This window comes from Sphingoaurantiacus capsulatus, assembly GCF_042648405.1.
Lineage (GTDB): Bacteria > Pseudomonadota > Alphaproteobacteria > Sphingomonadales > Sphingomonadaceae > Sphingoaurantiacus > Sphingoaurantiacus capsulatus.
Window position 1 is genome coordinate 592373 of sequence record NZ_JBHRXV010000011.1, and the last position, 19857, is coordinate 612229.

Annotated in this window: 17 protein-coding genes; 1 reads left to right on the top strand and 16 read right to left on the bottom strand. The window is 67.1% G+C overall.

Annotated elements, in window-relative coordinates:
- Positions 1 to 117 precede the first annotated feature (117 nt).
- Positions 118 to 2445 carry a hypothetical protein gene (locus ACFOMD_RS15105; protein WP_380862846.1) on the top strand — a complete coding sequence of 776 codons (2328 nt, stop codon included), beginning with the start codon at positions 118 to 120 and terminating at the stop codon, positions 2443 to 2445.
- A 294-nt stretch (positions 2446 to 2739) separates the two neighbouring features.
- Here the strand turns inward: ACFOMD_RS15105 and ACFOMD_RS15110 are convergent, their stop codons facing one another.
- From ACFOMD_RS15110 to ACFOMD_RS15185, 16 genes are all read right to left on the bottom strand, one after another.
- A complete protein-coding gene (locus ACFOMD_RS15110) occupies positions 2740 to 3030 on the bottom strand; it encodes a DUF1467 family protein (protein ID WP_380862848.1) in 291 nt (96 codons plus the stop codon).
- Positions 3027 to 4667, bottom strand: coding sequence for a ribonuclease J (locus ACFOMD_RS15115; protein ID WP_380862850.1), 1641 nt, complete (start codon positions 4665 to 4667; stop codon positions 3027 to 3029). The genes ACFOMD_RS15110 and ACFOMD_RS15115 overlap by 4 nt, the downstream gene beginning before the upstream one ends.
- A gap of 18 nt (positions 4668 to 4685) precedes the next feature.
- Complete coding sequence (locus ACFOMD_RS15120) at positions 4686 to 5459, bottom strand: type III pantothenate kinase (protein WP_380862852.1); 774 nt, start codon at positions 5457 to 5459, stop codon at positions 4686 to 4688.
- 13 nt (positions 5460 to 5472) lie between these two features.
- Entirely contained in the window at positions 5473 to 6186 is a 714-nt protein-coding gene (locus tag ACFOMD_RS15125) for a biotin--[acetyl-CoA-carboxylase] ligase (protein WP_380862854.1), read from the bottom strand.
- Positions 6187 to 6191: 5 nt separating this feature from the next.
- A complete protein-coding gene (gene nuoN, locus ACFOMD_RS15130) occupies positions 6192 to 7676 on the bottom strand; it encodes an NADH-quinone oxidoreductase subunit NuoN (RefSeq protein WP_380862856.1) in 1485 nt (494 codons plus the stop codon).
- A complete protein-coding gene (locus ACFOMD_RS15135; protein ID WP_380862858.1) occupies positions 7676 to 9220 on the bottom strand; it encodes an NADH-quinone oxidoreductase subunit M in 1545 nt (514 codons plus the stop codon). Before ACFOMD_RS15135 ends, nuoN begins: the two co-directional genes overlap by 1 nt.
- The gene (nuoL, locus tag ACFOMD_RS15140) at positions 9220 to 11265 is read right to left on the bottom strand and encodes an NADH-quinone oxidoreductase subunit L (protein WP_380862860.1); all 2046 of its coding nucleotides are present in this window, start codon (positions 11263 to 11265) and stop codon (positions 9220 to 9222) included. Before nuoL ends, ACFOMD_RS15135 begins: the two co-directional genes overlap by 1 nt.
- Positions 11266 to 11272: 7 nt before the next feature.
- On the bottom strand, positions 11273 to 11578 hold the full coding sequence (nuoK, locus tag ACFOMD_RS15145) for an NADH-quinone oxidoreductase subunit NuoK (protein ID WP_380862862.1): 306 nt from the start codon (positions 11576 to 11578) through the stop codon (positions 11273 to 11275).
- Positions 11575 to 12138 (bottom strand): NADH-quinone oxidoreductase subunit J, encoded by a 564-nt coding sequence (locus tag ACFOMD_RS15150; protein ID WP_380863461.1) that lies wholly within the window; start codon positions 12136 to 12138, stop codon positions 11575 to 11577. Before ACFOMD_RS15150 ends, nuoK begins: the two co-directional genes overlap by 4 nt.
- A gap of 90 nt (positions 12139 to 12228) precedes the next feature.
- Positions 12229 to 12717, bottom strand: coding sequence for an NADH-quinone oxidoreductase subunit NuoI (nuoI, locus tag ACFOMD_RS15155; protein WP_380862864.1), 489 nt, complete (start codon positions 12715 to 12717; stop codon positions 12229 to 12231).
- Positions 12718 to 12721: 4 nt separating this feature from the next.
- A complete protein-coding gene (nuoH, locus tag ACFOMD_RS15160) occupies positions 12722 to 13774 on the bottom strand; it encodes an NADH-quinone oxidoreductase subunit NuoH (protein WP_380862866.1) in 1053 nt (350 codons plus the stop codon).
- A gap of 4 nt (positions 13775 to 13778) precedes the next feature.
- Positions 13779 to 15812: an NADH-quinone oxidoreductase subunit NuoG gene (gene nuoG, locus ACFOMD_RS15165; RefSeq protein WP_380862868.1), complete on the bottom strand. Its 2034-nt coding sequence runs from the start codon at positions 15810 to 15812 to the stop codon at positions 13779 to 13781.
- Positions 15813 to 15822: 10 nt separating this feature from the next.
- Positions 15823 to 16539 carry a hypothetical protein gene (locus ACFOMD_RS15170; protein ID WP_380862870.1) on the bottom strand — a complete coding sequence of 239 codons (717 nt, stop codon included), beginning with the start codon at positions 16537 to 16539 and terminating at the stop codon, positions 15823 to 15825.
- A complete protein-coding gene (gene nuoF, locus ACFOMD_RS15175) occupies positions 16536 to 17828 on the bottom strand; it encodes an NADH-quinone oxidoreductase subunit NuoF (protein ID WP_380862872.1) in 1293 nt (430 codons plus the stop codon). The genes ACFOMD_RS15170 and nuoF overlap by 4 nt, the downstream gene beginning before the upstream one ends.
- Positions 17829 to 17969: 141 nt before the next feature.
- Positions 17970 to 18530 (bottom strand): NADH-quinone oxidoreductase subunit NuoE, encoded by a 561-nt coding sequence (gene nuoE / locus ACFOMD_RS15180; protein ID WP_380863462.1) that lies wholly within the window; start codon positions 18528 to 18530, stop codon positions 17970 to 17972.
- A gap of 83 nt (positions 18531 to 18613) precedes the next feature.
- Positions 18614 to 19855, bottom strand: coding sequence for an NADH-quinone oxidoreductase subunit D (locus ACFOMD_RS15185; protein WP_380862874.1), 1242 nt, complete (start codon positions 19853 to 19855; stop codon positions 18614 to 18616).
- Positions 19856 to 19857 lie beyond the last annotated feature (2 nt).

The following is a 19857-nucleotide window of genomic DNA, read 5'->3' on the forward strand; positions in this document are numbered from 1 at the left end:
CGGCGTTGCCAAGCGGCGACAATCGCGCTGCGACAGGCCGACAAATGGCCGCGTCGGGCTGTCATGCGACGTTCGCAAATGGTAGACATCGGCGAAACCAGCACATTGGGGGAATTCATGCGCTCGCTCGCGCCCGTCAGCACCGAAGCCGAGCCGACGCCGGCCCTGCCGCCCGAGGCGGCCGCCATCGCTGCGCCGCTGCCGCCGGAGGCCCTGATGGAAGACGAAGACGACGCCCTCCCCGCGCGTCGCAGCCGCGCGCTCGCCTTCGCGGCGGTCGCCTCGGCGATCTGGCTGGCCGCCGCGGCGGCGGCTATCTATCTGCTGATCCGCTACCAGCCGCCGGGCGCGCTGACGCTCAGCTCGCTCGCCGGCCTCGCCGCCGGCGTGACCGCGCCGCTGAGCGCGATCTGGCTGATGGCGCTGGTACTCGGCCGCGCCCGTACCGACGAGCGGCAGGTGATGCTCGCGCGCATCCGCGCCGCCGAGGGGCGCGTCGCCGATATCGCCACCCGTACCCGCCAGGAACTGTCCGCGATCGACGGCGTGCTGTCGGCGGTGGCCGATCGCGTCGAGATCATCCGCACCGCGATGGGCACGCAGGCGACGCAGATGATGGAGTCGGCGGGCAAGCTCGAGGAGCGCAGCCGGAAAATCTCGGGCTCGCTGTCGAAAGACCGCGAGGCGATCGAGGTGCTGCTCGACCGGCTGACCGCCGGTGGCGCGCATGCGCGCGGCGAGCTGGCGACGGTGATGGCGGCGCTGCCGCAGGCCGAAGCGCAGGCGCAGACGATCGCTGCCGCGCTCGCCTCGGGCGCAGGCAATGCCCGGCAGCAGCTCGCCGACATCGATTCGCTGGTCGCCGCCGCCCATGCGCGCGGCACCGATACGCAGGCGGTGATCGTCGAGGCCGCCGAGCGGCTGACGCAGGCGATCGCCGCGGTCGATACCGCGAGCAGTGGCGCCGCCGAGCGTATCCGTGACCGCACCGCGGCGCTCAGTGAAAGCACCGATACCGCCTTCACCCGCACCGCCCAGGCGGTCGAGACCACGCGCCGCGCCGTCGAGGTGCAGGTCGCGGCGGTGCGTGCCAGCACCGAGCAGGCGCGCATCGTTCTGCAGGGCTTCTCCGGCGAGGCGATGCGTGAGGTGATCGCGCGCTTCAGCGAGGCCGGCGACAAGGCCGAGCGGCTGACCCGCGAGATGGACGCGCAGGAAGCGCGCAGCCGCACCTTGCTGGAAACCGCCGACCGCGGTTTCGGCGTGCTCGACGTCAAGCTCGCCAACGCGGCGCAGACCAGCGGCAACCTGCTCGATCGCCTGACCGAGCGGCTGACCGCCGTTCGCGAGCAGATGCACGAGCTGGCGACGCCGCTCGGCGGCACGCAGGCGGCCACGCGAGAGCTGGAAGCGGCGGTCGCGGCATTGCGCGCCACCACCGCCGAATCGGCCGAGGCGCTGTCGACCGCGCTGCCGCAGCAGGTCGCAGAGACCTCGGACGCGATCGGCGCGGTGCGCGACGCGGTCACCGCGCTCGCCGGCGACATCGCGCTGCTGAAGGGGCAGGCGCGCGACGCCGTCGTCCCGGTGCAGGAAGGCCGGAGCACGATCGACGCGATGCTGGTGGCGCTCGACGGGCAGCGCGACGCGCTCTCGGCGACCGTCGCCGATATCAATGCCCGCCTCGCCGAAGCCCGCTCGATGGCGGCGGGCGTCGATGCCGACGCGCAGCGGGCCGCGCTCACCGCCACCACCCGCCTCGTCGAGGCGATGACCCGCGTGCGTGAGGTGGCGTCGCAGGCCGAGGGCACGATGCGTACCGCCCTGGAAGGCGTGGTCGCCGAGGCGCGCGAGGCGGTGGCAACCGCCAGCCAAGAGGCGATGCACGAGAATTTCACCAAGCGCGTCCGCGTCGAGATCGCCGAGGTGGAAGCCGTCGGCGAGAAGGTCGCACAGGCCGCGCAGGCCACCGCCGAACGGCTGTCGCGCCAGATGATCAGCGTCGCCGAGACCGCCGCCGCGGTCGAATCGCGCATTGCGCAGGCGGAAAGCCGCCTCGACGCCGCGTCGCAGGGCGATCTGGTCCGCCGATCAGGCCTGCTGATCGAGGCGCTCAATTCGGCGTCGATCGATATCGCCAAGGCGCTGTCGACCGAAGTCGCCGACACCGCTTGGGCCGCCTATCTGAAGGGCGACCGCGGCATCTTCACCCGCCGCGCGGTGCGGCTGCTCGACGGCGGCGAGGCGCGGCTGGTCGCGCGGCGCTATAATGAGGAAGCCGAGTTCCGCGACAGCGTCGCCCGCTACGTCCATGATTTCGAAGCGCTGATGCGCCGCACGCTCGCCGAGCGCGACGGGGAGTCGCTGTCGGTGGCGCTGCTGTCGTCGGATGTGGGCAAGCTCTACGTCGCGCTGGCGCAGGCGCTGGAGCGGCTGCGGAGCTAAGGCTCCACTTTCACAGTTTTCACCGCCGTCATTCCGGCGAAAGCCGGAATCCAGTCGATTGCCGGTCTGGATACCGGCTTTCGCCGGTATGACGGTCTAGCGAGGCGGTGGGCCCACACATCGAGCAGTTAGCCCGCTCGAGCAGACACCCTCACCCTCCCACCGCTTCGCGGCGGGCCCCTCCCTCTCCCGCAAGCGGGCGAGGGGTTGGAGGCTGAGGACGGTCTTGGGGCAGCGTCCCTCTCCCGCTTGCGGGAGAGGACAGGTGAGGGTGTAAGCCGCCGCAGGCGGCTCTTAGCGCGGCAGCGCGCCTGCCGGCGGGCGCAGGAATTCCGGCACAACATCGTCGAAGCCGACCCAGCCGTAGACGAAATTCCCGTAAAAGATCGCGAACAGAACTGCCGAGACCACGGTCGTGATCAGCGCCTTCTTCGCCAGCATCGGCGCGCTCGGCGCGCTGTCGGCCTGCCCCGGTACGCGCTCGGCGCCCGATTCCTCATGGGTGCGCACGCCGATCGGCAGGATGGCAAACAGCGTCACCGTCCAGAACAGCAGGTAGACCGCGAGCGCCGAGCCGAGCTTCACAGGCGCACCACCTGCACATCCGTCACCGGCTTCTTGCCGGTCCAGTCGCGGGCAACGCGGCGCACGGCGACCCGGACGGCCTCGGCGAACTTCTCCTCGTTGCGCGGGTCGTTGCTCCGCGCCGCCTTCTCGGCGGCCTCGACGCAGTCCTCGATGAACTCGTCGCGGTCTTCCTCGACCGGCACGCCCTGCAGCAGAATCGCCGGATCGGTGGCGAGCTTGCCCTTGGCGTCGATGACGATTGTCGCCGAGAGGTAGCCGTTGTGGAGCAGCCGGCGGCGGGCGACCATCGTGGTGCCGTCGGCCGGCAGGATCACGTCACCGTCGACGACGAGGCGACCCGCCGTTTCATGGCTGACGATCTCCGGCTTGCCGGGCGCGAGGCGGATGGCGGCACCGTTCACCGGCACCACCGCATGCGGCACGCCGTGCGCCTTGGCGATACGGGCGTGCTCCTCCATGTGGCGGCGCTCGCCGTGCACCGGGATCGACACTTCCGGGCGGATCCAGCCGTACATCGCCTCAAGCTCCGGCTTGCCGGGGTGGCCCGAGACATGGACATGCGCCTGGCGGTCGGTGATGACCTCGACACCCTTCGCCGCCAGTGCGTTCTGCACGCGGCCGATCGACAGCTCGTTGCCGGGGATCTGCTTCGACGAATAGACGACGAGGTCGCCGCGCTCGAGCTTGATCTGGTGGCTGCCCTCGGCGATGCGCGACAGCGCCGCCTGCGGCTCACCCTGCGCACCGGTCGAGATGATCATCACTTCGTGGCGCGGCAGCTTCATCGCCTCGTCGAACGACAGGATCGGCGGGAAGTCGGTCAGATAGCCGACGCTCTTCCCGACGCGCAGGATACGGTCGAGCGAACGGCCGGCGACGCAGACCTTGCGCCCGGTGTCGTTGGCAACCTGCCCGAGCGTGTGCAGCCGCGCGGCGTTCGACGCGAAGGTCGTGACCAGCACCCGGCCCTTCGCCGCGCCGACAACGCGGTCGAGCCCCTCGCGGACCCCCGTCTCCGAGCCCGAGGGCTCCGGGTTGAACACGTTGGTGGAATCGCCGACCAGCGCGAGGATGCCCTTGTCGCCGATCGCGGTCAGTTCCTGCGCCGTCGAGGGCGTGCCGAGCACCGGTTCCTCGTCGAGCTTCCAGTCGCCGGTGTGGAAGACGCGGCCGTAGGGCGTCTCGATCAGCAGCGCGTTGCCTTCGGGGATCGAGTGGGCGAGCGGCACATAGGTGAAGTGGAAGGGGCCGAGATCGAACGACCCCTCCTTCGGAATCACATGCAGCTTCACCTCGCCGGCAATGCCCTCTTCCTCCAGCTTGTGGCGGATGAGCCCGGCGGTGAACGGCGTCGCGTAGAGCGGCACGCCGAGTTCGGCGGCGAGATAGGGGATCGCGCCGATATGATCCTCATGGCCGTGCGTCAGCACGATGCCGAGCAGGTCCTTCGACCGTTTCTCGATGAATTCGAGATCGGGGAGGACGAGGTCGACGCCCGGGTAGGCCGGGTCGGCGAAGGTCATGCCGAGATCGACCATCACCCACTTGCCGTCGGCACCGTAGAGATTGACGTTCATGCCGATCTCGCCCGAGCCGCCAAGCGGCAGGAAGATCAGCTCTTTTCCAGGTTTCATCTAGTAATTTGTTCTTTTCTATTTTGAGTTCCGCGCGTGGATCAGCGCCAGGCCGCGGATGGTAAGGTCGCCGTCGACATGATCGATCACGTCCGTGTGGCGATTGAATAGGGTCGCAAGGCCGCCGGTTCCGATGACGGTCGCCGGCCGGGACATATCCGATTTAATGCGCCGGACCAAACCTTCAACCAGCCCGACATAGCCGAAGAAGATGCCCGACTGCATCGCCGGCACCGTCCCCTGCGCCAACGCGCGGCCATTGGCGGGCGGCTCGATGGCGATGCGCGGCAGCTTGGCGGCGGCCATGTAGAGCGCTTCCATCGACAGGTTGATGCCGGGCGCGATGGCGCCGCCGACATAAGCGCCGTCCATCACGGTGTCGAAGGTGGTGGCGGTGCCGAAATCGACGACGATCAAGCCATCGCCGTAGCGCTCGTAGGCCGCCGCCGAATTGACGATGCGGTCGGCGCCGACCTCTTGCGGGTTCGGCACGTTGACGCCGATGCCGGGATCGACTCCGGGCTCGCCGACGACGATCGGCTCGACGTGGAAATATTTGCTGCACAGGCGCTTCAGGTCGAACAGCGACGGCGGCACCACCGTCGAGATGACGGCGGCGGTCACCGCCGAGCGGTCGAGCCCCTCGAGCGCCATCAGCTGCGACAGCCACACCGCATATTCGTCGGCGGTGCGCGCATGGGTGGTGGCGATGCGCCAGCGATGGTGGATCGTCTCGCCCTCGATGAGCGCAAAGACCACGTTGGTGTTGCCGACATCGATGGCGAGCAGCATGCCCGTTGTTCCCCTAGAGACCGAAGACCTCGCCCGCGTGAATGGCGCGCACGCTGCCATCTGGCAACCGCAGGCGCAACGCGCCGTCGAAGCCGAGGTCTTCGAAGGTGCCGGTGATGCTTTCCTGTCCCAGTCGGGCGACCAGCTCGCGCCCCTTCCCCGCCGCCCGGCTCATCCAGCGCTCCCGCACCGCCGCGAAGCCGCCGTCGCGCCATTCGGCACGAGCCGCGGCGAAGGAGTCGCGCAGGCGGATCGCGAACTCGGCGGCGGAGGGCGGGTGGATGCCCGAAGCCATCAGCGAGGTCGCCGGGCGCTCGGTGTCGCCGGGGTGGTGGAGCAGGTTTACGCCGATGCCGACGATCGTCGAGCCCTCGACACCTTCAAGGAGGATGCCGCAGCATTTGACGCCGTCGAGCAGCACGTCATTGGGCCATTTGAGGCCGAGGCGCGCGGCGGGCACCCAGGTCTGCAGCGCTTCGTCGAGCGCCAGCGCCGCGACGAAGCTCAGCTGCTGCGCCGGCCCCTCACCCGGTTGCGGGCGGCAGAGCGCAGAGGCGAACAGGTTGCCGGCTTCCGAGGTCCAGGCCCGGCCGCGACGCCCGCGACCGCCGGTTTGGCGGTCGGCGCGCACCCACAGGCCGTCGGGCGCACCGGCTGCCGCCCGTTCGGCCATCCAGTCGTTGGTAGAGCCGACGACCTCGATCTCGACGATGTCGCCGGCCCGCATCCTTCTTAGAGGATGGATTGCGCCGCGCGGGTGGCCGCGGTGACCAGCGGCGTGATGGCGAGCATGCCGACCGGCGAGCAGAAGATCGCCGCGGCGGCGATCATGCCGCTGTTGATGCGGCTTTCGGCCGGCGCGAACGCCGGGGCCGGCTCGTCGAAATACATCACCTTGATGATGCGCAGATAGTAGAAGCAGCCGACCACCGAGGTGACGACGGCGATTACTGCCAGCACATACATGTTGGCTTCGATCGCCGCGTTGAACACCGACAGCTTCGGCCAGAAGCCGAGCATCGGCGGAATGCCCGCGAGGCTGAACATGAACACCATCATCGCGAAGGCAAGCGCCGGGCGGGTGCGCGCGAGGCCGGCGAGCGACTCCACGCTTTCGACCGAGCGGCCGTCCGCGTCGCGCATCTGCAGGACAACGAGGAAGCTGCCGAGCGTCATCGCGGCATAGACCGCCATGTAGAACAGCACCGCGGCGATGCCGCCTTCGTTGGCGGCGGCGAGGCCGACCAGCGCGAAGCCGATGTTGTTGATCGACGAGTAAGCGAGCAGCCGCTTGACGTTCTTCTGGCCGATGGCGCCGACCGCGCCGAGGATCATCGAGGCGATGGCGGCGAAGGCGATGATCTGCTGCCATTCGTGCAGCATGCCGCCGAACACCTCGATCGCGACCCGGACGAGCAGGCCCATCGCCGCGACCTTGGGCGCCGCGGCGAAGAAGGCGGCGACCGGGGTCGGCGCGCCTTCATAGACGTCGGGCGTCCACATGTGGAAGGGCACCGCCGACACCTTGAAGGCGAGGCCGGCGAGGATGAACACCAGGCCGAACAGCACGCCGATCTGCACCTCGCCGCCGCCCCGCAGGCCGGCGCCGAGCGCGGTGAAGTTGGTGGTGCCGCCAAAGCCATAGATCAGCGAGACGCCGTAGAGCAGGATTCCCGAGGCCAGCGCGCCGAGGACGAAATATTTGAGGCCCGCTTCCGAGGAGCGCGCTTCGTTGCGGTGGAAAGCGGCGAGCACATAGGCGGCGAGCGACTGGAGCTCGAGCCCGAGGTAAAGGGCGAGCAGGTCGTTCGCCGACACCATCATGCTCATGCCGAGCGTGCCGAGCATCAGCAGCACGGGATACTCGAACCGCGCGGTGCGGGTGCGTTTCAGGTACGGGACCGCCAGCAGCGCCGCTACAGCGGCCGAGGCGAAGATCACCACCTTCAGGAACACCGAGAAATCATCGGCGATATAGAGGCCGTCGAAGGCCGACAGGCCGACGGTGACGCCCGGCAGCGCGGCGGTGGCCGCCCCCTGCCCCAGGTCGACGAACAACAGCGCGCCGGCGGCGGCGTAGACGATCACCGACAGCCAGGTCAGCAGCACCAGCGAGCGGTCGCCGCGGAACACGCCGAGCATCAGCAGGGCCATCGCGCTGACCGCGAGCAAAAGCTCAGGCGCGGCGATGCGGATGGATTCGATCAACGGCTGCATCAGTGTGCCTCAGCGTGATTGGCAGCCGGCACGGCGGCCTTGGCCTTCGCCACGACATGCTGCACCGGCGGCGCGGCGCGCTCGACGCGCGCGAGAATGGCTTCGACCGGCGCGTGCAGCGGATCGAGGAACGGCTTCGGATAGATGCCCATCCACATGACGACGGCGGCGAGCGGCACCATCATCGCGATCTCGCGCACGGTGAGGTCGGACATCGAGGTCAGCTCGGCCTTCTCCAGCGTGCCGAAGATCACCCGGCGGTAGAGATAGAGCATGTAGGCGGCGCCGAGGATGATGCCGCTGAGCATCACGAAGGCGACCCACGACGCCGTTTCATAGGCGCCGATGAATACGAGCAGCTCGCCGACGAAGCCGCTGGTGCCCGGCAGGCCGACCGACGCCATGGTGAACAGCATGAAGAACAGCGCATAGGCGGGCATGTTCTTGGCGAGACCGCCGTAGCGGGCGATCTCGCGGGTGTGCAGCCGATCGTAGACGACACCGACGCAGAGGAAGAGCGCGCCCGAGACGACACCGTGGCTGAGCATCGTGACGATCGCGCCTTCGATGCCCTGCTGGTTGAACACGAACAGGCCGACGGTGACGAACGCCATGTGGGCGACCGACGAATAGGCAATCAGCTTCTTCATGTCGTCCTGCACCAGCGCGACCAGCGAGGTGTAGACGACGGCGACCATCGACAGGCCGAACACCAGCCACATCAGCTCCGCCGAGGCTTCGGGAAACATCGGCAGCGAGAAGCGCAGGAAGCCGTAGCCGCCGAGCTTCAGCAGCACGCCGGCGAGGATGACCGAGCCGGCGGTCGGCGCCTCGACGTGCGCGTCGGGCAGCCAGGTGTGCACCGGCCACATCGGCATCTTCACCGCGAAGCTGGCGAAGAAGGCGAGCCACAGCCAGGTCTGCACCTGCGGGTCGAAGTCATAGGCGAGCAAGGTGCGGATGTCGGTCGTGCCCGCGGTGTTCACCATATAGAGCATGGCGAGCAGCATCAGCACCGAGCCGAGCAGGGTGTAGAGGAAGAATTTGTAGCTGGCGTAGATGCGCCGCGCGCCGCCCCAGATGCCGATGATCAGATACATCGGGATCAGACCGCCCTCGAAGAACAGGTAGAAGAGGAACAGGTCGAGGCTGGCGAACACGCCGATCATCAGCGTTTCCATCAGCAGGAACGCCGCCATGTACTCGGGCACCCGCTTCTCGATCGATTCCCATGAGGCGAGGATGCAGATCGGCATCAGGAACACCGACAGCGCGATCAGCAGCATGGAGATGCCGTCGACGCCGAGGTGCCAGGCGAAATAGGGCGCGAACAGGTCGATCTTCTCGACGAACTGGAACGCTGCGGTCGACGTGTCGAAGTTCAGCCAGAGCAGCACGCCGAGCACGAACTCGGCGAGCGTGACGATCAGCGCCGTCCAGCGAGCATTGTTGGCGCGCGCCGCCTCGTCACCGGGCGCGAGCAGCGCCCAGGCGCCGCCGACGAGCGGCAGCAGGATCAGCAGCGACAGGATGGGGAAATGCATCAGTGACCCCCGAACACGCGCGGCAGGAACCAGGTCGCCGCCGCGGCGAGGCCGATCAGCATGACGAGCGCGTAGGTGTAGACATAACCGGTCTGCAGGCGGCGGGCGACGGCAGCACTTCCCTCGACGAGCGCCGCAACGCCGTCAGGACCGAAGCGGTCGATGGTGCCCTGGTCGCCGCGGCGCCAGAACTGCCGGCCGAGCCAGAAGGCCGGGCGAACGAAGATGAAATGGTAGAGTTCGTCGAAATACCACTTCTTCAGCAGGAACTGGTGCAGCCCTGGGAAGGTCGCGACAAAGCGGCCCGGGATGCTCGGATTGAAATAGTAGCTGTTGAGCGCCAGCAGCATGCCGAGCACCCATGAACCCGCCGGCGCCCAGATCACCCACGCCGGCACGTTGTGCAGCGCATGGATCAGCTCGGCATTGAAGGCGATCGAGTCACGCCAGAAACCGGCGTCCTCGATGAACGCATGGTGGAACAGCCAGCCGGCACCAGCCGCGCCCGCACCCAGCACGATCAGCGGAATGAGCATCGCCCACGGGCTTTCATGCGGGTGATAGCCCGCGGTGCCCGGCGCATGGTGATGATCATTGTGGGCGTGCGCCGGCGCATGGCCGTGCGCCTCATGGCTGCCCTCGGCAGCCGCCGGCTCGTCGTGATGATGCACGGCGTGCTGGATATGCTCCGACCCGGCCCAGCGCGGCTTGCCCGTAAAGGTCAGCAGGATGAGGCGCCACGAATAGAAGCTGGTGAGCAGCGCGGCGAAGATGCCGACGAAAAAGGCGACGACGCCCGCTTCGGTGCCGCTCGCGAACGCCGCTTCGAGGATGGCATCCTTCGAGAAATAGCCGGCAAACGGCACGACGCCGGTGATCGCCAGCGTGCCGAGCATCATGGCCGCGAACGTTATCGGGATGTCGCGGCGGAGGCCGCCGTAGAAGCGCATGTCCTGCTCGTGGTGCATCGCATGGATGACCGAGCCGGCGCCGAGGAACAGCAGCGCCTTGAAGAAGGCGTGCGTGAACAGGTGGAACATCGCGACGCCGTAAGCGCCGACGCCCGCGGCGAAAAACATGTAACCGAGCTGCGAGCAGGTCGAATAGGCGATGACGCGCTTGATGTCGGTCTGCACCGTTCCGACGGTCGCAGCGAACAGCGCGGTCGCCGCGCCGACGTAGGTGACGACGGTGAGCGCCACCGGCGCTGCCTCGAACATCGGCGACAGGCGGCAGACCATGAACACGCCGGCGGTGACCATCGTCGCCGCGTGGATCAGTGCCGACACCGGGGTCGGGCCTTCCATCGCGTCAGGGAGCCAGGTGTGGAGGCCGAGCTGCGCCGACTTGCCCATCGCGCCGACGAACAGCAGCAGGCAGATGGTCGTCATCACGTCGACCTGATAGCCGAGGAAGGTGAAGCTCTGCCCGGCAAAGCCCGCCGCGCCCTCGTTGATCGTCGTGATGTCGATGGTGCCGAACACCAGGAAGGCGGCGAAGATACCGAGCGAGAAGCCGAAGTCGCCGACACGGTTCACGACGAACGCCTTGATCGCGGCGGCGTTGGCCGAGGGCTTCTGGTACCAGAAGCCGATCAGCAGATAGCTGGCGAGGCCGACGCCTTCCCAGCCGAAGAACATCTGGACGAGGTTGTCGGCGGTCACCAGCATCAGCATCGCGAAGGTGAACAGCGACAAATAGGCGAAGAAGCGGGGCTGGTCCGGATCCTCGGACATGTATCCCCAGCTATACAGGTGGACGAGCGCCGAGACGGTGGTGATCACCACCAGCATGACCGCGGTCAGCGTGTCGACGCGCAGCGCCCAGTCGATCTGCAGATTCCCTGAGGAAATCCACTCGAGGACGCGCACGGTGTGGTCGTTGCCGCCGATGGCGACGTCGAAGAAGGTCACCCACGACAGCGCGGCCGAGATGAACAGCCCGCCCGTGGTGACGAGCTTGGCGCCGGTATGCCCGAGCGCGCGCTGGCCGAGGCCCGCGACGAGCGCCGCGAGCAGCGGCAGGAAGACGATGAGCTGGATCACGGGATTGTCAGCCCTTCATCATGTTGATGTCGTCGACCGCGATGGTGCCGCGGTTACGGAAGTAGAGCACGAGGATGGCGAGGCCGATCGCTGCCTCGCCGGCGGCCACCGTCAGCACGAACATCCCGAATACCTGTCCGACGAGATCGCCGAGGAACGCCGAGAAGGCGACGAGATTGATGTTCACCGCGAGGAGGATCAGCTCCACCGACATCAGGATGATGATGACGTTCTTGCGGTTGATGAAGATACCCAGCACGCCGAGCACGAACAGGATCGCGCCGACGGTGAGATAATGCCCGAGACCGATCATGGGACGTCGACCCCTTTTCCGCTCTCGACCTTGACCAGCGACACCGCGTCGCTCGGCTGACGCGCCACCTGCGCCGCGATGTTCTGGCGGCGGACGCCCGGACGCTGGCGGTGGGTGAGCACGATCGCGCCGATCATCGCCACCAGCAGCACCATGCCGGCGCCCTGGAAGATGTAGACGTAGCGCGTGTAGATGAGGCCGCCGAGCGCCTGCGTGTTGGAAAGCCCTTCGGTCGCCGTCACCGGCGCCGCCTTAACCGCGGGCGCGAAGTCGGCGAAGGTCCAGGCGCCGCCGATCAGCACCAGCTCGGTAAGCAGGATGAAGGCGAGCAGCAGCCCGAACGGCAGATATTTGGCAAAGCCGGCGCGCAGTTCGGCGAAATCGATGTCGAGCATCATCACGACGAACAGAAACAGCACCGCGACCGCGCCCACGTAGACGATCACCAGGATCATCGCGAGGAACTCCGCCCCCAGCAGCAGGAACAGGCCGGCGGCGTTGAAGAACGCCAGCACCAGCCACAGCACCGAATGCACGGGGTTGCGCGCCAGGATCGTCATCAACGCGGAGAGCGTGACGAAGCCGGCGAACAGGTAGAAGATGATGGCTTGGACGGCCAAGAAACGGTCCCTTCGAATTCGGTGCGCGGTTTATCGCCAGGGTGCGTCGGCGGCAAGGTTCTGGGCGATCACCTTTTCCCAGCGATCCCCGTTCGCGAGCAGCTTCGCCTTGTCATAGAAAAGCTCCTCGCGGGTCTCGGTCGAGAATTCGATGTTCGGCCCCTCGACGATGGCATCGACCGGGCAGGCCTCCTGGCAGAAGCCGCAGTAGATGCACTTCGTCATGTCGATGTCGTAGCGCGTGGTGCGGCGCGACCCATCCTCGCGCGGTTCGGCCTCGATGGTGATCGCCAGCGCCGGGCACACCGCCTCGCACAGCTTGCAGGCGATGCAGCGTTCCTCGCCGTTCGCATAGCGGCGCAGCACATGCTCGCCGCGAAAACGGGGCGACAGCGGCCCGCGCTCATACGGATAGTTGAGCGTCGCCTTCGGCCGGAAGAAATATTTCAGCGTCAGCCACATGCCCTTCACGAACTCGAGAAGGAGCAGCGACTTGGCGGCCTGGAACACGGCGGTCATATCGTTACCCGTTGTACTTGTCGGTGAAGAATACGAGCCAGCCCGACACGATGAACACCCAGAACAGCGACAGCGGCAGGAACACCTTCCAGCCAAGGCGCATGAGCTGATCGTAGCGGTAGCGCGGGACGGTCGCCTTCACCCAGGCGAACACGAAGAACATGAAGCCGATCTTGGCGAACAGCCACACGAAGCCCGGCACGATGTAGAGCGGCGCCCAGTTCACCGGGGGCAGCCAGCCGCCGAGGAACAGGATGCTGGTCAGCGCGCTCATCAGCAGGATGTTCGCGTATTCGCCGAGGAAGAACAGCGCCATCGCCATCGACGAATATTCGACCTGATAGCCGGCCACGAGTTCGGCCTCGGCCTCGGGAAGGTCGAACGGCGGGCGGTTGGTCTCGGCCAGCGCCGAGATGAAGAAGATGATCGCCATCGGGAACAGCAGCGGGTTGAAGATGTGGCCGTTGACCACCCCGAGGATGTTGCCCTTCTGGCTGAGGACGATGTCGTTGAGGTTGAAGCTCGACGCGTAGAGCACCACGCAGACGATCACGAAGCCGATCGACACCTCGTAGGACACCATCTGCGCCGCGGCGCGCAGGCCGCCGAGAAACGGGTATTTCGAGTTCGACGCCCAGCCCGACATGATGATGCCGTAGACGCCCATCGACGAGATCGCGAAGATGTAGAGGATGCCGACGTTGATGTCGGCGAGCACCGCCTCCGGCCCGAACGGGATCACCGCCCAGCTGATCAGCGCCAGCGTGAAGGTGATCATCGGCGCGATCAGGAAGATGCCCTTGTTCGCGCCCGACGGGATGATCGTCTCCTTCATGAACAGCTTCAGGCCGTCCGCGAAGGATTGGAGCACGCCGAAGGGGCCGACGACGTTCGGCCCGCGGCGCATCTGCATCGCCGCCCAGATCTTGCGATCGGCGTAGACGATCATCGCCACCGCCAGCAGCAGCGGCAGGGTGATGAGCAGGATCAGCAGGATGTAGGCGGCGAGATAGCCGACCACGGGGCCGAGGAAGCTGTTCTGGAATGCCGCGACCATCGCCCTACTCCGCCGCCTCGAGCTGGCCCTGACCGAGGATCTCGCGCACGCAATCCTGCATGGTGTCGCTCGCCCGGGCGATCGGGTTGGTGAGGTAGAAATTGTCGATCGGCAAGGTCACCGCGCCCGACGGCGTGCTGGTGTCGCCGCCGCCGAAGTTGCCGTCCCACACCGCCGGGGTCAGCCCCTCGGTCGCGAGATGCGGCCATGCCTCGCCGATGCGCGCGCGGAGCGTCGCAATGTCGTCGTAGGGCAAGGTCTGACCGAGCGCGTCGGACAGCGCGCGCAGGATCGTCCAGTCCTCGCGCGCCTCGCCCGGCGGATAGACCGCCGCGAGCGCGCGCTGAACGCGGCCTTCCATGTTGACGTAGGTGCCGCGCTTCTCGGTGTAGGCGGCCGCCGGCAGGATCACGTCGGCATGACGCACGCCCTTGTCGCCGTGGGTGCCGATGTAGACGGTGAACACCGTGTCGAGCGCCGCGGTGTCGATCTCGTCGGCGCCGTAGAGGAACGCCGCCTTCAGCTTGCCGCCGCGCGCGTCTTCCAAGATGCCGGCGACGCCGCTCGGCGTGGTGAAGCCGATGTCGAGCCCGCCGACACGCGCCGCCGCGGTGTGCAGCAGGTTCCAGCCGTTCCAGCCGGCGCGGGCGACCTTGTACTTGGTGGCGAGCGCCAGCGCCGCGGCGAGCACGCCCGCCGACTGCAGCGCGCCCATGCCGACGATGATCGCCGGCCGCTCGGCAAGTTTCAGCGCCTCGGCGGCTTCCTTCGGCAGCTTCGCGAGCAGGCTAAGGTCGTCGCCGAGCTGTGTCGCCGGATAGGTCAGGTCGATCTGCGGCCCGATGGCGAACACCTGCGCCTTGTTGCGGCGCACCGCCTTGCGGATGCGGGTGTTGACCAGCGGTGCTTCCCAGCGCGGGTTGGCGCCGACCAGCAGCACCACGTCGGCGCGCTCGATGCCCGCCAGGGTCGAGTTGAACAGATAGCCGGCGCGCACCGACGGATCGATCGGCGCGCCGTCCTGGCGGCACTCGTGGCGCGTCGAGCCGAGCTTGCCGAGCAGATCCTTCAGCGCGACCATGCCCTCAAGGTCGACCATGTCGCCGGCGATGGCGGCAATCTCGTCGCCCTTCGCCTTGCCGATACCGGCGCGGATCGCCTCGAACGCCTCGCCCCAGCTCACCGGCTGCAGCTTGCCGCCGCGGCGCACATAGGGCTTGTCGAGGCGGCGCTTCATCAGGCCGTCGCACGCGAAGCGGGTCTTGTCCGACGCCCACTCCTCGTTGACCTCCTCGTTGATGCGCGGGTTGACGCGCATCACCTGCGGGCCGCGGGCGCCGACGATGATGTTGGTGCCGACGGCATCCATCACGTCGATGCTCTCGCTCTTCTTCAGCTCCCACGGGCGGGCGGTGAAGGCGTAGGGCTTCGAGGTCAGCGCGCCGACCGGGCACAGGTCGATGACATTGCCCGACATCTCTGAGGTCGCGGCCTTCTCGAGATAGGTGGTGATCTGCATGTTCTCGCCGCGGAACACCGCGCCGATCTCCTCGACGCCGGCCACTTCCTCGGCGAAGCGCACGCAGCGGGTGCAATGGATGCAGCGCGTCATGATCGTCTTGATCAGCGGCCCCATGTACTTCTCGGTGACCGCGCGCTTGTTCTCGTCGTAGCGGGTGTGGCCGCGGCCATAGGCCAGCGCCTGATCCTGCAGGTCGCACTCGCCGCCCTGATCGCAGATCGGGCAGTCGAGCGGATGGTTGATGAGCAGGAACTCCATCACGCCCTCGCGCGCCTTCTTGGTGCGCGCGCCCTGCGTGTGGATCACCATGCCGTCGGCGGCCGGGTAGCTGCACGACGCGATCGGCTTCGGCGCCTTCTCCAGCTCGACGAGGCACATGCGGCAATTGCCGGCGATCGACAGCCGCTCGTGATAGCAGAAGCGCGGAATCTCCTTGCCGGCCTCTTCGCAGGCCTGCAGCACGGTGGCGCCCTGCGGCACCTCCACTTCAATCCCGTCGACGATCAGTTTCGGCATAGGAACTCGCTCAGCGACTTGAAGCCGACGCGGTCACCGGCAGGTGCTCGTCGGAAATGGCATGATAGACCGCTTCGCCCATGTAGAGGCGCAGGCGTTCGCGGGTAATCGACAGCTTCACGCCCTGCGGCAAGCAGGTCGGCAGCACCGGCACGAGCTGCTGCATCACGTCCCGCTCCTCCGGGCTGCCCGATTTCGAGCGCAGCAGCGCGAGGCTCTCCGGCCACTTCTTGCGCGACACGCAGGAGGTGACTTCGTGCATGGCGAGCGCGGTGCGATCGGCAGGCTGGCCCGGGCCCAGCGCCTGAACCTTCGGCATAAACCAATATTGCATGTTCTCGGCGACCGGCGACGTCGCCGGCGCTGTGTCCAGCAGCCGCCGCGCGAGCGCATAGCCGACGCGCTGACGCATGCCGGCCTGCGTGAAGCGCATGCCGCCGCCATCTTCGAGGACAAGCTTGTCATTATCCATGCAGGCGGCGAAGTCGGGCTTCAGCTTCGCCAGGATTTCGTTCTCTTCGTAGCTACCCGGCAGCGACAGCATCCACGCGCGAACCGTCTTCGCCTGACGCCCCGCCATGCACTTGGCGAAGCCTTCGGCATATTCGGCGGCGTCCGCCGTCCCCGCCTTCGCCTGGCGACCGATCAGCGAGCCGGTACGCTGCGCAAGCGCAGGCGCCGACAGGCCGATCGCCACGACGGCGGCAAGGAGCAGCGGGAAGTTCACTCAGCCGCCTCGCGGAGGCCGCCACGCTTTTCAGCGATGCGGCGCTCGAGTTCGGGACGGAAGTGGCGGATGAGGCCCTGGATCGGCCACGCCGCCGCGTCGCCGAGCGCGCAGATCGTGTGCCCCTCGACCTCGGTGGTGACGTCGAGCAGGAGATCGATCTCCTCCGGCGCGGCGTCGCCTTCGCGCAAGCGCTCCATCACGCGCCACATCCAGCCGGTGCCCTCGCGGCACGGCGTGCACTGGCCGCAGCTCTCATGCTTGTAGAAATAGCTGATGCGGCTGATCGCGCGGACGATGTCGGTCGACTTGTCCATGACGATGATCGCGGCGGTGCCGAGGCCGGACTTGAGGTCGCGCAGACCATCGAAGTCCATCGGCGCGTCCATGATCTCGTGCGCCGGGACGAGCGGCACCGAGGAGCCGCCGGGGATGACGGCGAGGAGATTGTCCCAGCCGCCGCGGATGCCGCCGCAATGCTTGTCGATCAGTTCGCGGAACGGGATGCCCATCGCCTCTTCGACGACGCAGGGCTTGTTCACATGGCCGCTGATCTGGAAGAGCTTGGTGCCCTCGTTCTTCGGGCGGCCGATGCCGGCGAACCAGGCGGCGCCACGGCGCAGGATGGTCGGGACCACCGCGATCGATTCGACGTTGTTGACGGTGGTCGGGCAGCCATAGAGGCCGACGCCGGCCGGGAACGGCGGCTTCAGGCGTGGCTGGCCCTTCTTGCCCTCGAGACTTTCCAGCATCGCCGTCTCTTCGCCGCAGATGTAGGCGCCGGCGCCACGGTGGACGAAGACGTCGAAGTCATAGCCCGACTTGGACGCGTTCTTGCCGATCAGCCCCTTGGCGTAGGCTTCCTCGACGGCAGCGAACAGCACCTCCGCCTCGCGGATATATTCGCCGCGAATGTAGATGTAGGCGGCGCGCGCGCGCATCGCATAGCCGGCGATCAGCGCACCCTCGATCAGCTTGTGCGGATCGTTGCGGATGATCTCGCGGTCCTTGCACGAACCGGGCTCGGACTCGTCGGCATTGATGACGAGGAAGCTCGGACGGCCCGGCTGCGGGTCCTTGGGCATGAAGCTCCACTTCATGCCGGTCGGGAAGCCGGCGCCGCCGCGGCCGCGCAGCCCCGACGCCTTGATGGCGTCGATGATCGCGTCCTGGCCGACGGCCATCAGGCCCTTCGTGTTGTCCCAATCGCCGCGCTTCTGCGCCGACGACAGGTTCCACGGCTGGAAGCCGTAGAGATTGGTGAAGATGCGGTCGGCGTCAGCGAGCATCGCGGGCAACCCACATACCGACCGTCATCCCCGCGCAGGCGGGGACCCAGTCCAGATCAAGGAAATGCCCGCTGCCGCGGGCGCTATTTTTCCCGTGCTGGGTCCCCGCCTTCGCGGGGATGACGAAGAAGGGAGCGTCGCTCACTTCGCCATCTCCAGCAGCGTCGTCGGGCCGCCCTCGGGGCAGCTGACCTGACGGCCGTTCTGCGGGCCGGTCTTCGGCGTCTCGCCGCGCGCCAGCGCATCGAGGATCGCGACCGTCGCGTCGTAGGTCAGGTCTTCGTAGTTATCGTCGTTGATCTGCACCATCGGCGCGTTGGCGCAGGCGCCCAGGCACTCGACTTCGGACAGGGTGAACAGCCCGTCGGCGGTCATGCCGCCGCCCTTCTTCATGCCCCGATCCTTGCAGGCGCGCATCACGTCGTCGGAGCCGCGCAGCATGCAGGGGGTCGTGCCGCAGACCTGCACGTGGAAACGGCCCACCGGCTGCAGGTTGAACATCGTGTAGAAGGTCGCGACCTCGTAGGCGCGAATGTAGGGCATCTCGATCGTCTTCGCGACGAACTCGATCACCGGCACCGGCAGCCAGGCATGGCCGGTCGCCTCGCCCATCTGATACTGCGCGAGGTGCAGCAGCGGGATGATCGCCGAATGCTGACGGCCCGGCGGATAGCGGCCGATGACACGCTCGACCTCTTTCACATTCTCGGGCGTCCAGGCGAAGTCCTTGAACTGGCCCGGATCGAACCGCGGATCGGCGGTTGCGGTGCTGGGGGTATCTGAACTCACCGGTCGACTTCTCCGAACACGATATCGAGCGAGCCGAGCACCGCCGGCGCGTCGGCGAGCATGTGGCCGCGGCAGAGGAAATCCATCGCCTGCAGGTGGCTGAAACCGGTCGCGCGGATGTGGCAGCGGTACGGCTTGTTGGTGCCGTCGGACACCAGATAGATGCCGAACTCGCCCTTCGGGCTTTCGGTGGCGACGTACGCCTCGCCCGCCGGGACGTGGAAGCCCTCGGTATAGAGCTTGAAGTGGTGGATGAGCCCTTCCATCGAGCGCTTCATCTCACCGCGCTTCGGCGGGACGACCTTGCGGTCGAGGCTGGCGACGGCGCCGCCCGGCATGTCGTTGAGGCACTGGCGGATAATGCGGAGCGATTCCCGCATCTCTTCCATGCGCACCATGAAGCGGTCGAAACAGTCGCCGCGGTTGCCGATCGCCACGTCGAAATCGATGCGGTCATAGACATCGTAAGGCTGCGACTTGCGCAGGTCCCACGGAATGCCGCTGGCGCGGATGCAGGGGCCGGAGAAGCCCCAGGCGATCGCTTCCTCGGCGGTGATGATGCCGATATCGACGTTGCGCTGCTTGAAGATGCGGTTGTGCGCGACCAGCGCTTCCATCTCGCCGAGCACCTTCGGGAAGCTCTCGGTCCACTTCCAGATGTCTTCGGCAAGGCCGTCGGGCAGATCCTGATGGACGCCGCCCGGGCGGAAATAGGCCGCGTGCATACGGGCGCCCGAGACGCGCTCGTAGAAGCCCATGATGTGCTCGCGCTCCTCGAATAGCCACAGGATCGGCGTCAGTGCGCCGACGTCCATCGCATGCGTCGTGACGTTGAGGATGTGGTTCATGATCCGCGTCAGCTCGGCATAGAGCACGCGGATATACTGCCCGCGGAGCGGCACCTCGAGGCCCATCAGCTTCTCGATGGCGAGCACATAGCTGTGCTCCATCGACATCGGCGAGCAATAGTCGAGGCGATCCATGTAGGGGAGCGCCTGCAGGTAGGTCTTGTATTCGCACAGCTTTTCGGTGCCGCGATGCAGCAGGCCGATGTGCGGATCGACGCGTTCGATGATCTCGCCGTCGAGCTCCAGCACCAGCCGCAGCACGCCGTGCGCCGCCGGGTGCTGCGGCCCGAAGTTGATCATGTAGTTCTGGATCGCCACGCCGTCCTCGGCGTCGGCGACGATGCTGCCGCTCGACGGCGGCACGCCCAGATTCGGATCGCGGTCAGCCATCG

Coding starts and splice junctions, on each gene's coding strand:
- ACFOMD_RS15105 (WP_380862846.1), top strand. CDS start 118: ATGCGCTCGCTCGCGCCCGTCAGCACCGAAGCCGAGCCGACGCCGGCC.
- ACFOMD_RS15115 (WP_380862850.1), bottom strand. CDS start 4,667: ATGAAACCTGGAAAAGAGCTGATCTTCCTGCCGCTTGGCGGCTCGGGC.
- ACFOMD_RS15120 (WP_380862852.1), bottom strand. CDS start 5,459: ATGCTGCTCGCCATCGATGTCGGCAACACCAACGTGGTCTTTGCGCTC.
- ACFOMD_RS15125 (WP_380862854.1), bottom strand. CDS start 6,186: ATGCGGGCCGGCGACATCGTCGAGATCGAGGTCGTCGGCTCTACCAAC.
- nuoN (WP_380862856.1), bottom strand. CDS start 7,676: ATGCAGCCGTTGATCGAATCCATCCGCATCGCCGCGCCTGAGCTTTTG.
- ACFOMD_RS15135 (WP_380862858.1), bottom strand. CDS start 9,220: ATGCATTTCCCCATCCTGTCGCTGCTGATCCTGCTGCCGCTCGTCGGC.
- nuoK (WP_380862862.1), bottom strand. CDS start 11,578: ATGATCGGTCTCGGGCATTATCTCACCGTCGGCGCGATCCTGTTCGTG.
- ACFOMD_RS15150 (WP_380863461.1), bottom strand. CDS start 12,138: ATGACGATCCTGGCGCGCAACCCCGTGCATTCGGTGCTGTGGCTGGTG.
- nuoI (WP_380862864.1), bottom strand. CDS start 12,717: ATGACCGCCGTGTTCCAGGCCGCCAAGTCGCTGCTCCTTCTCGAGTTC.
- nuoH (WP_380862866.1), bottom strand. CDS start 13,774: ATGGTCGCGGCATTCCAGAACAGCTTCCTCGGCCCCGTGGTCGGCTAT.
- nuoG (WP_380862868.1), bottom strand. CDS start 15,812: ATGCCGAAACTGATCGTCGACGGGATTGAAGTGGAGGTGCCGCAGGGC.
- nuoF (WP_380862872.1), bottom strand. CDS start 17,828: ATGCTCGCTGACGCCGACCGCATCTTCACCAATCTCTACGGCTTCCAG.
- ACFOMD_RS15185 (WP_380862874.1), bottom strand. CDS start 19,855: ATGGCTGACCGCGATCCGAATCTGGGCGTGCCGCCGTCGAGCGGCAGC.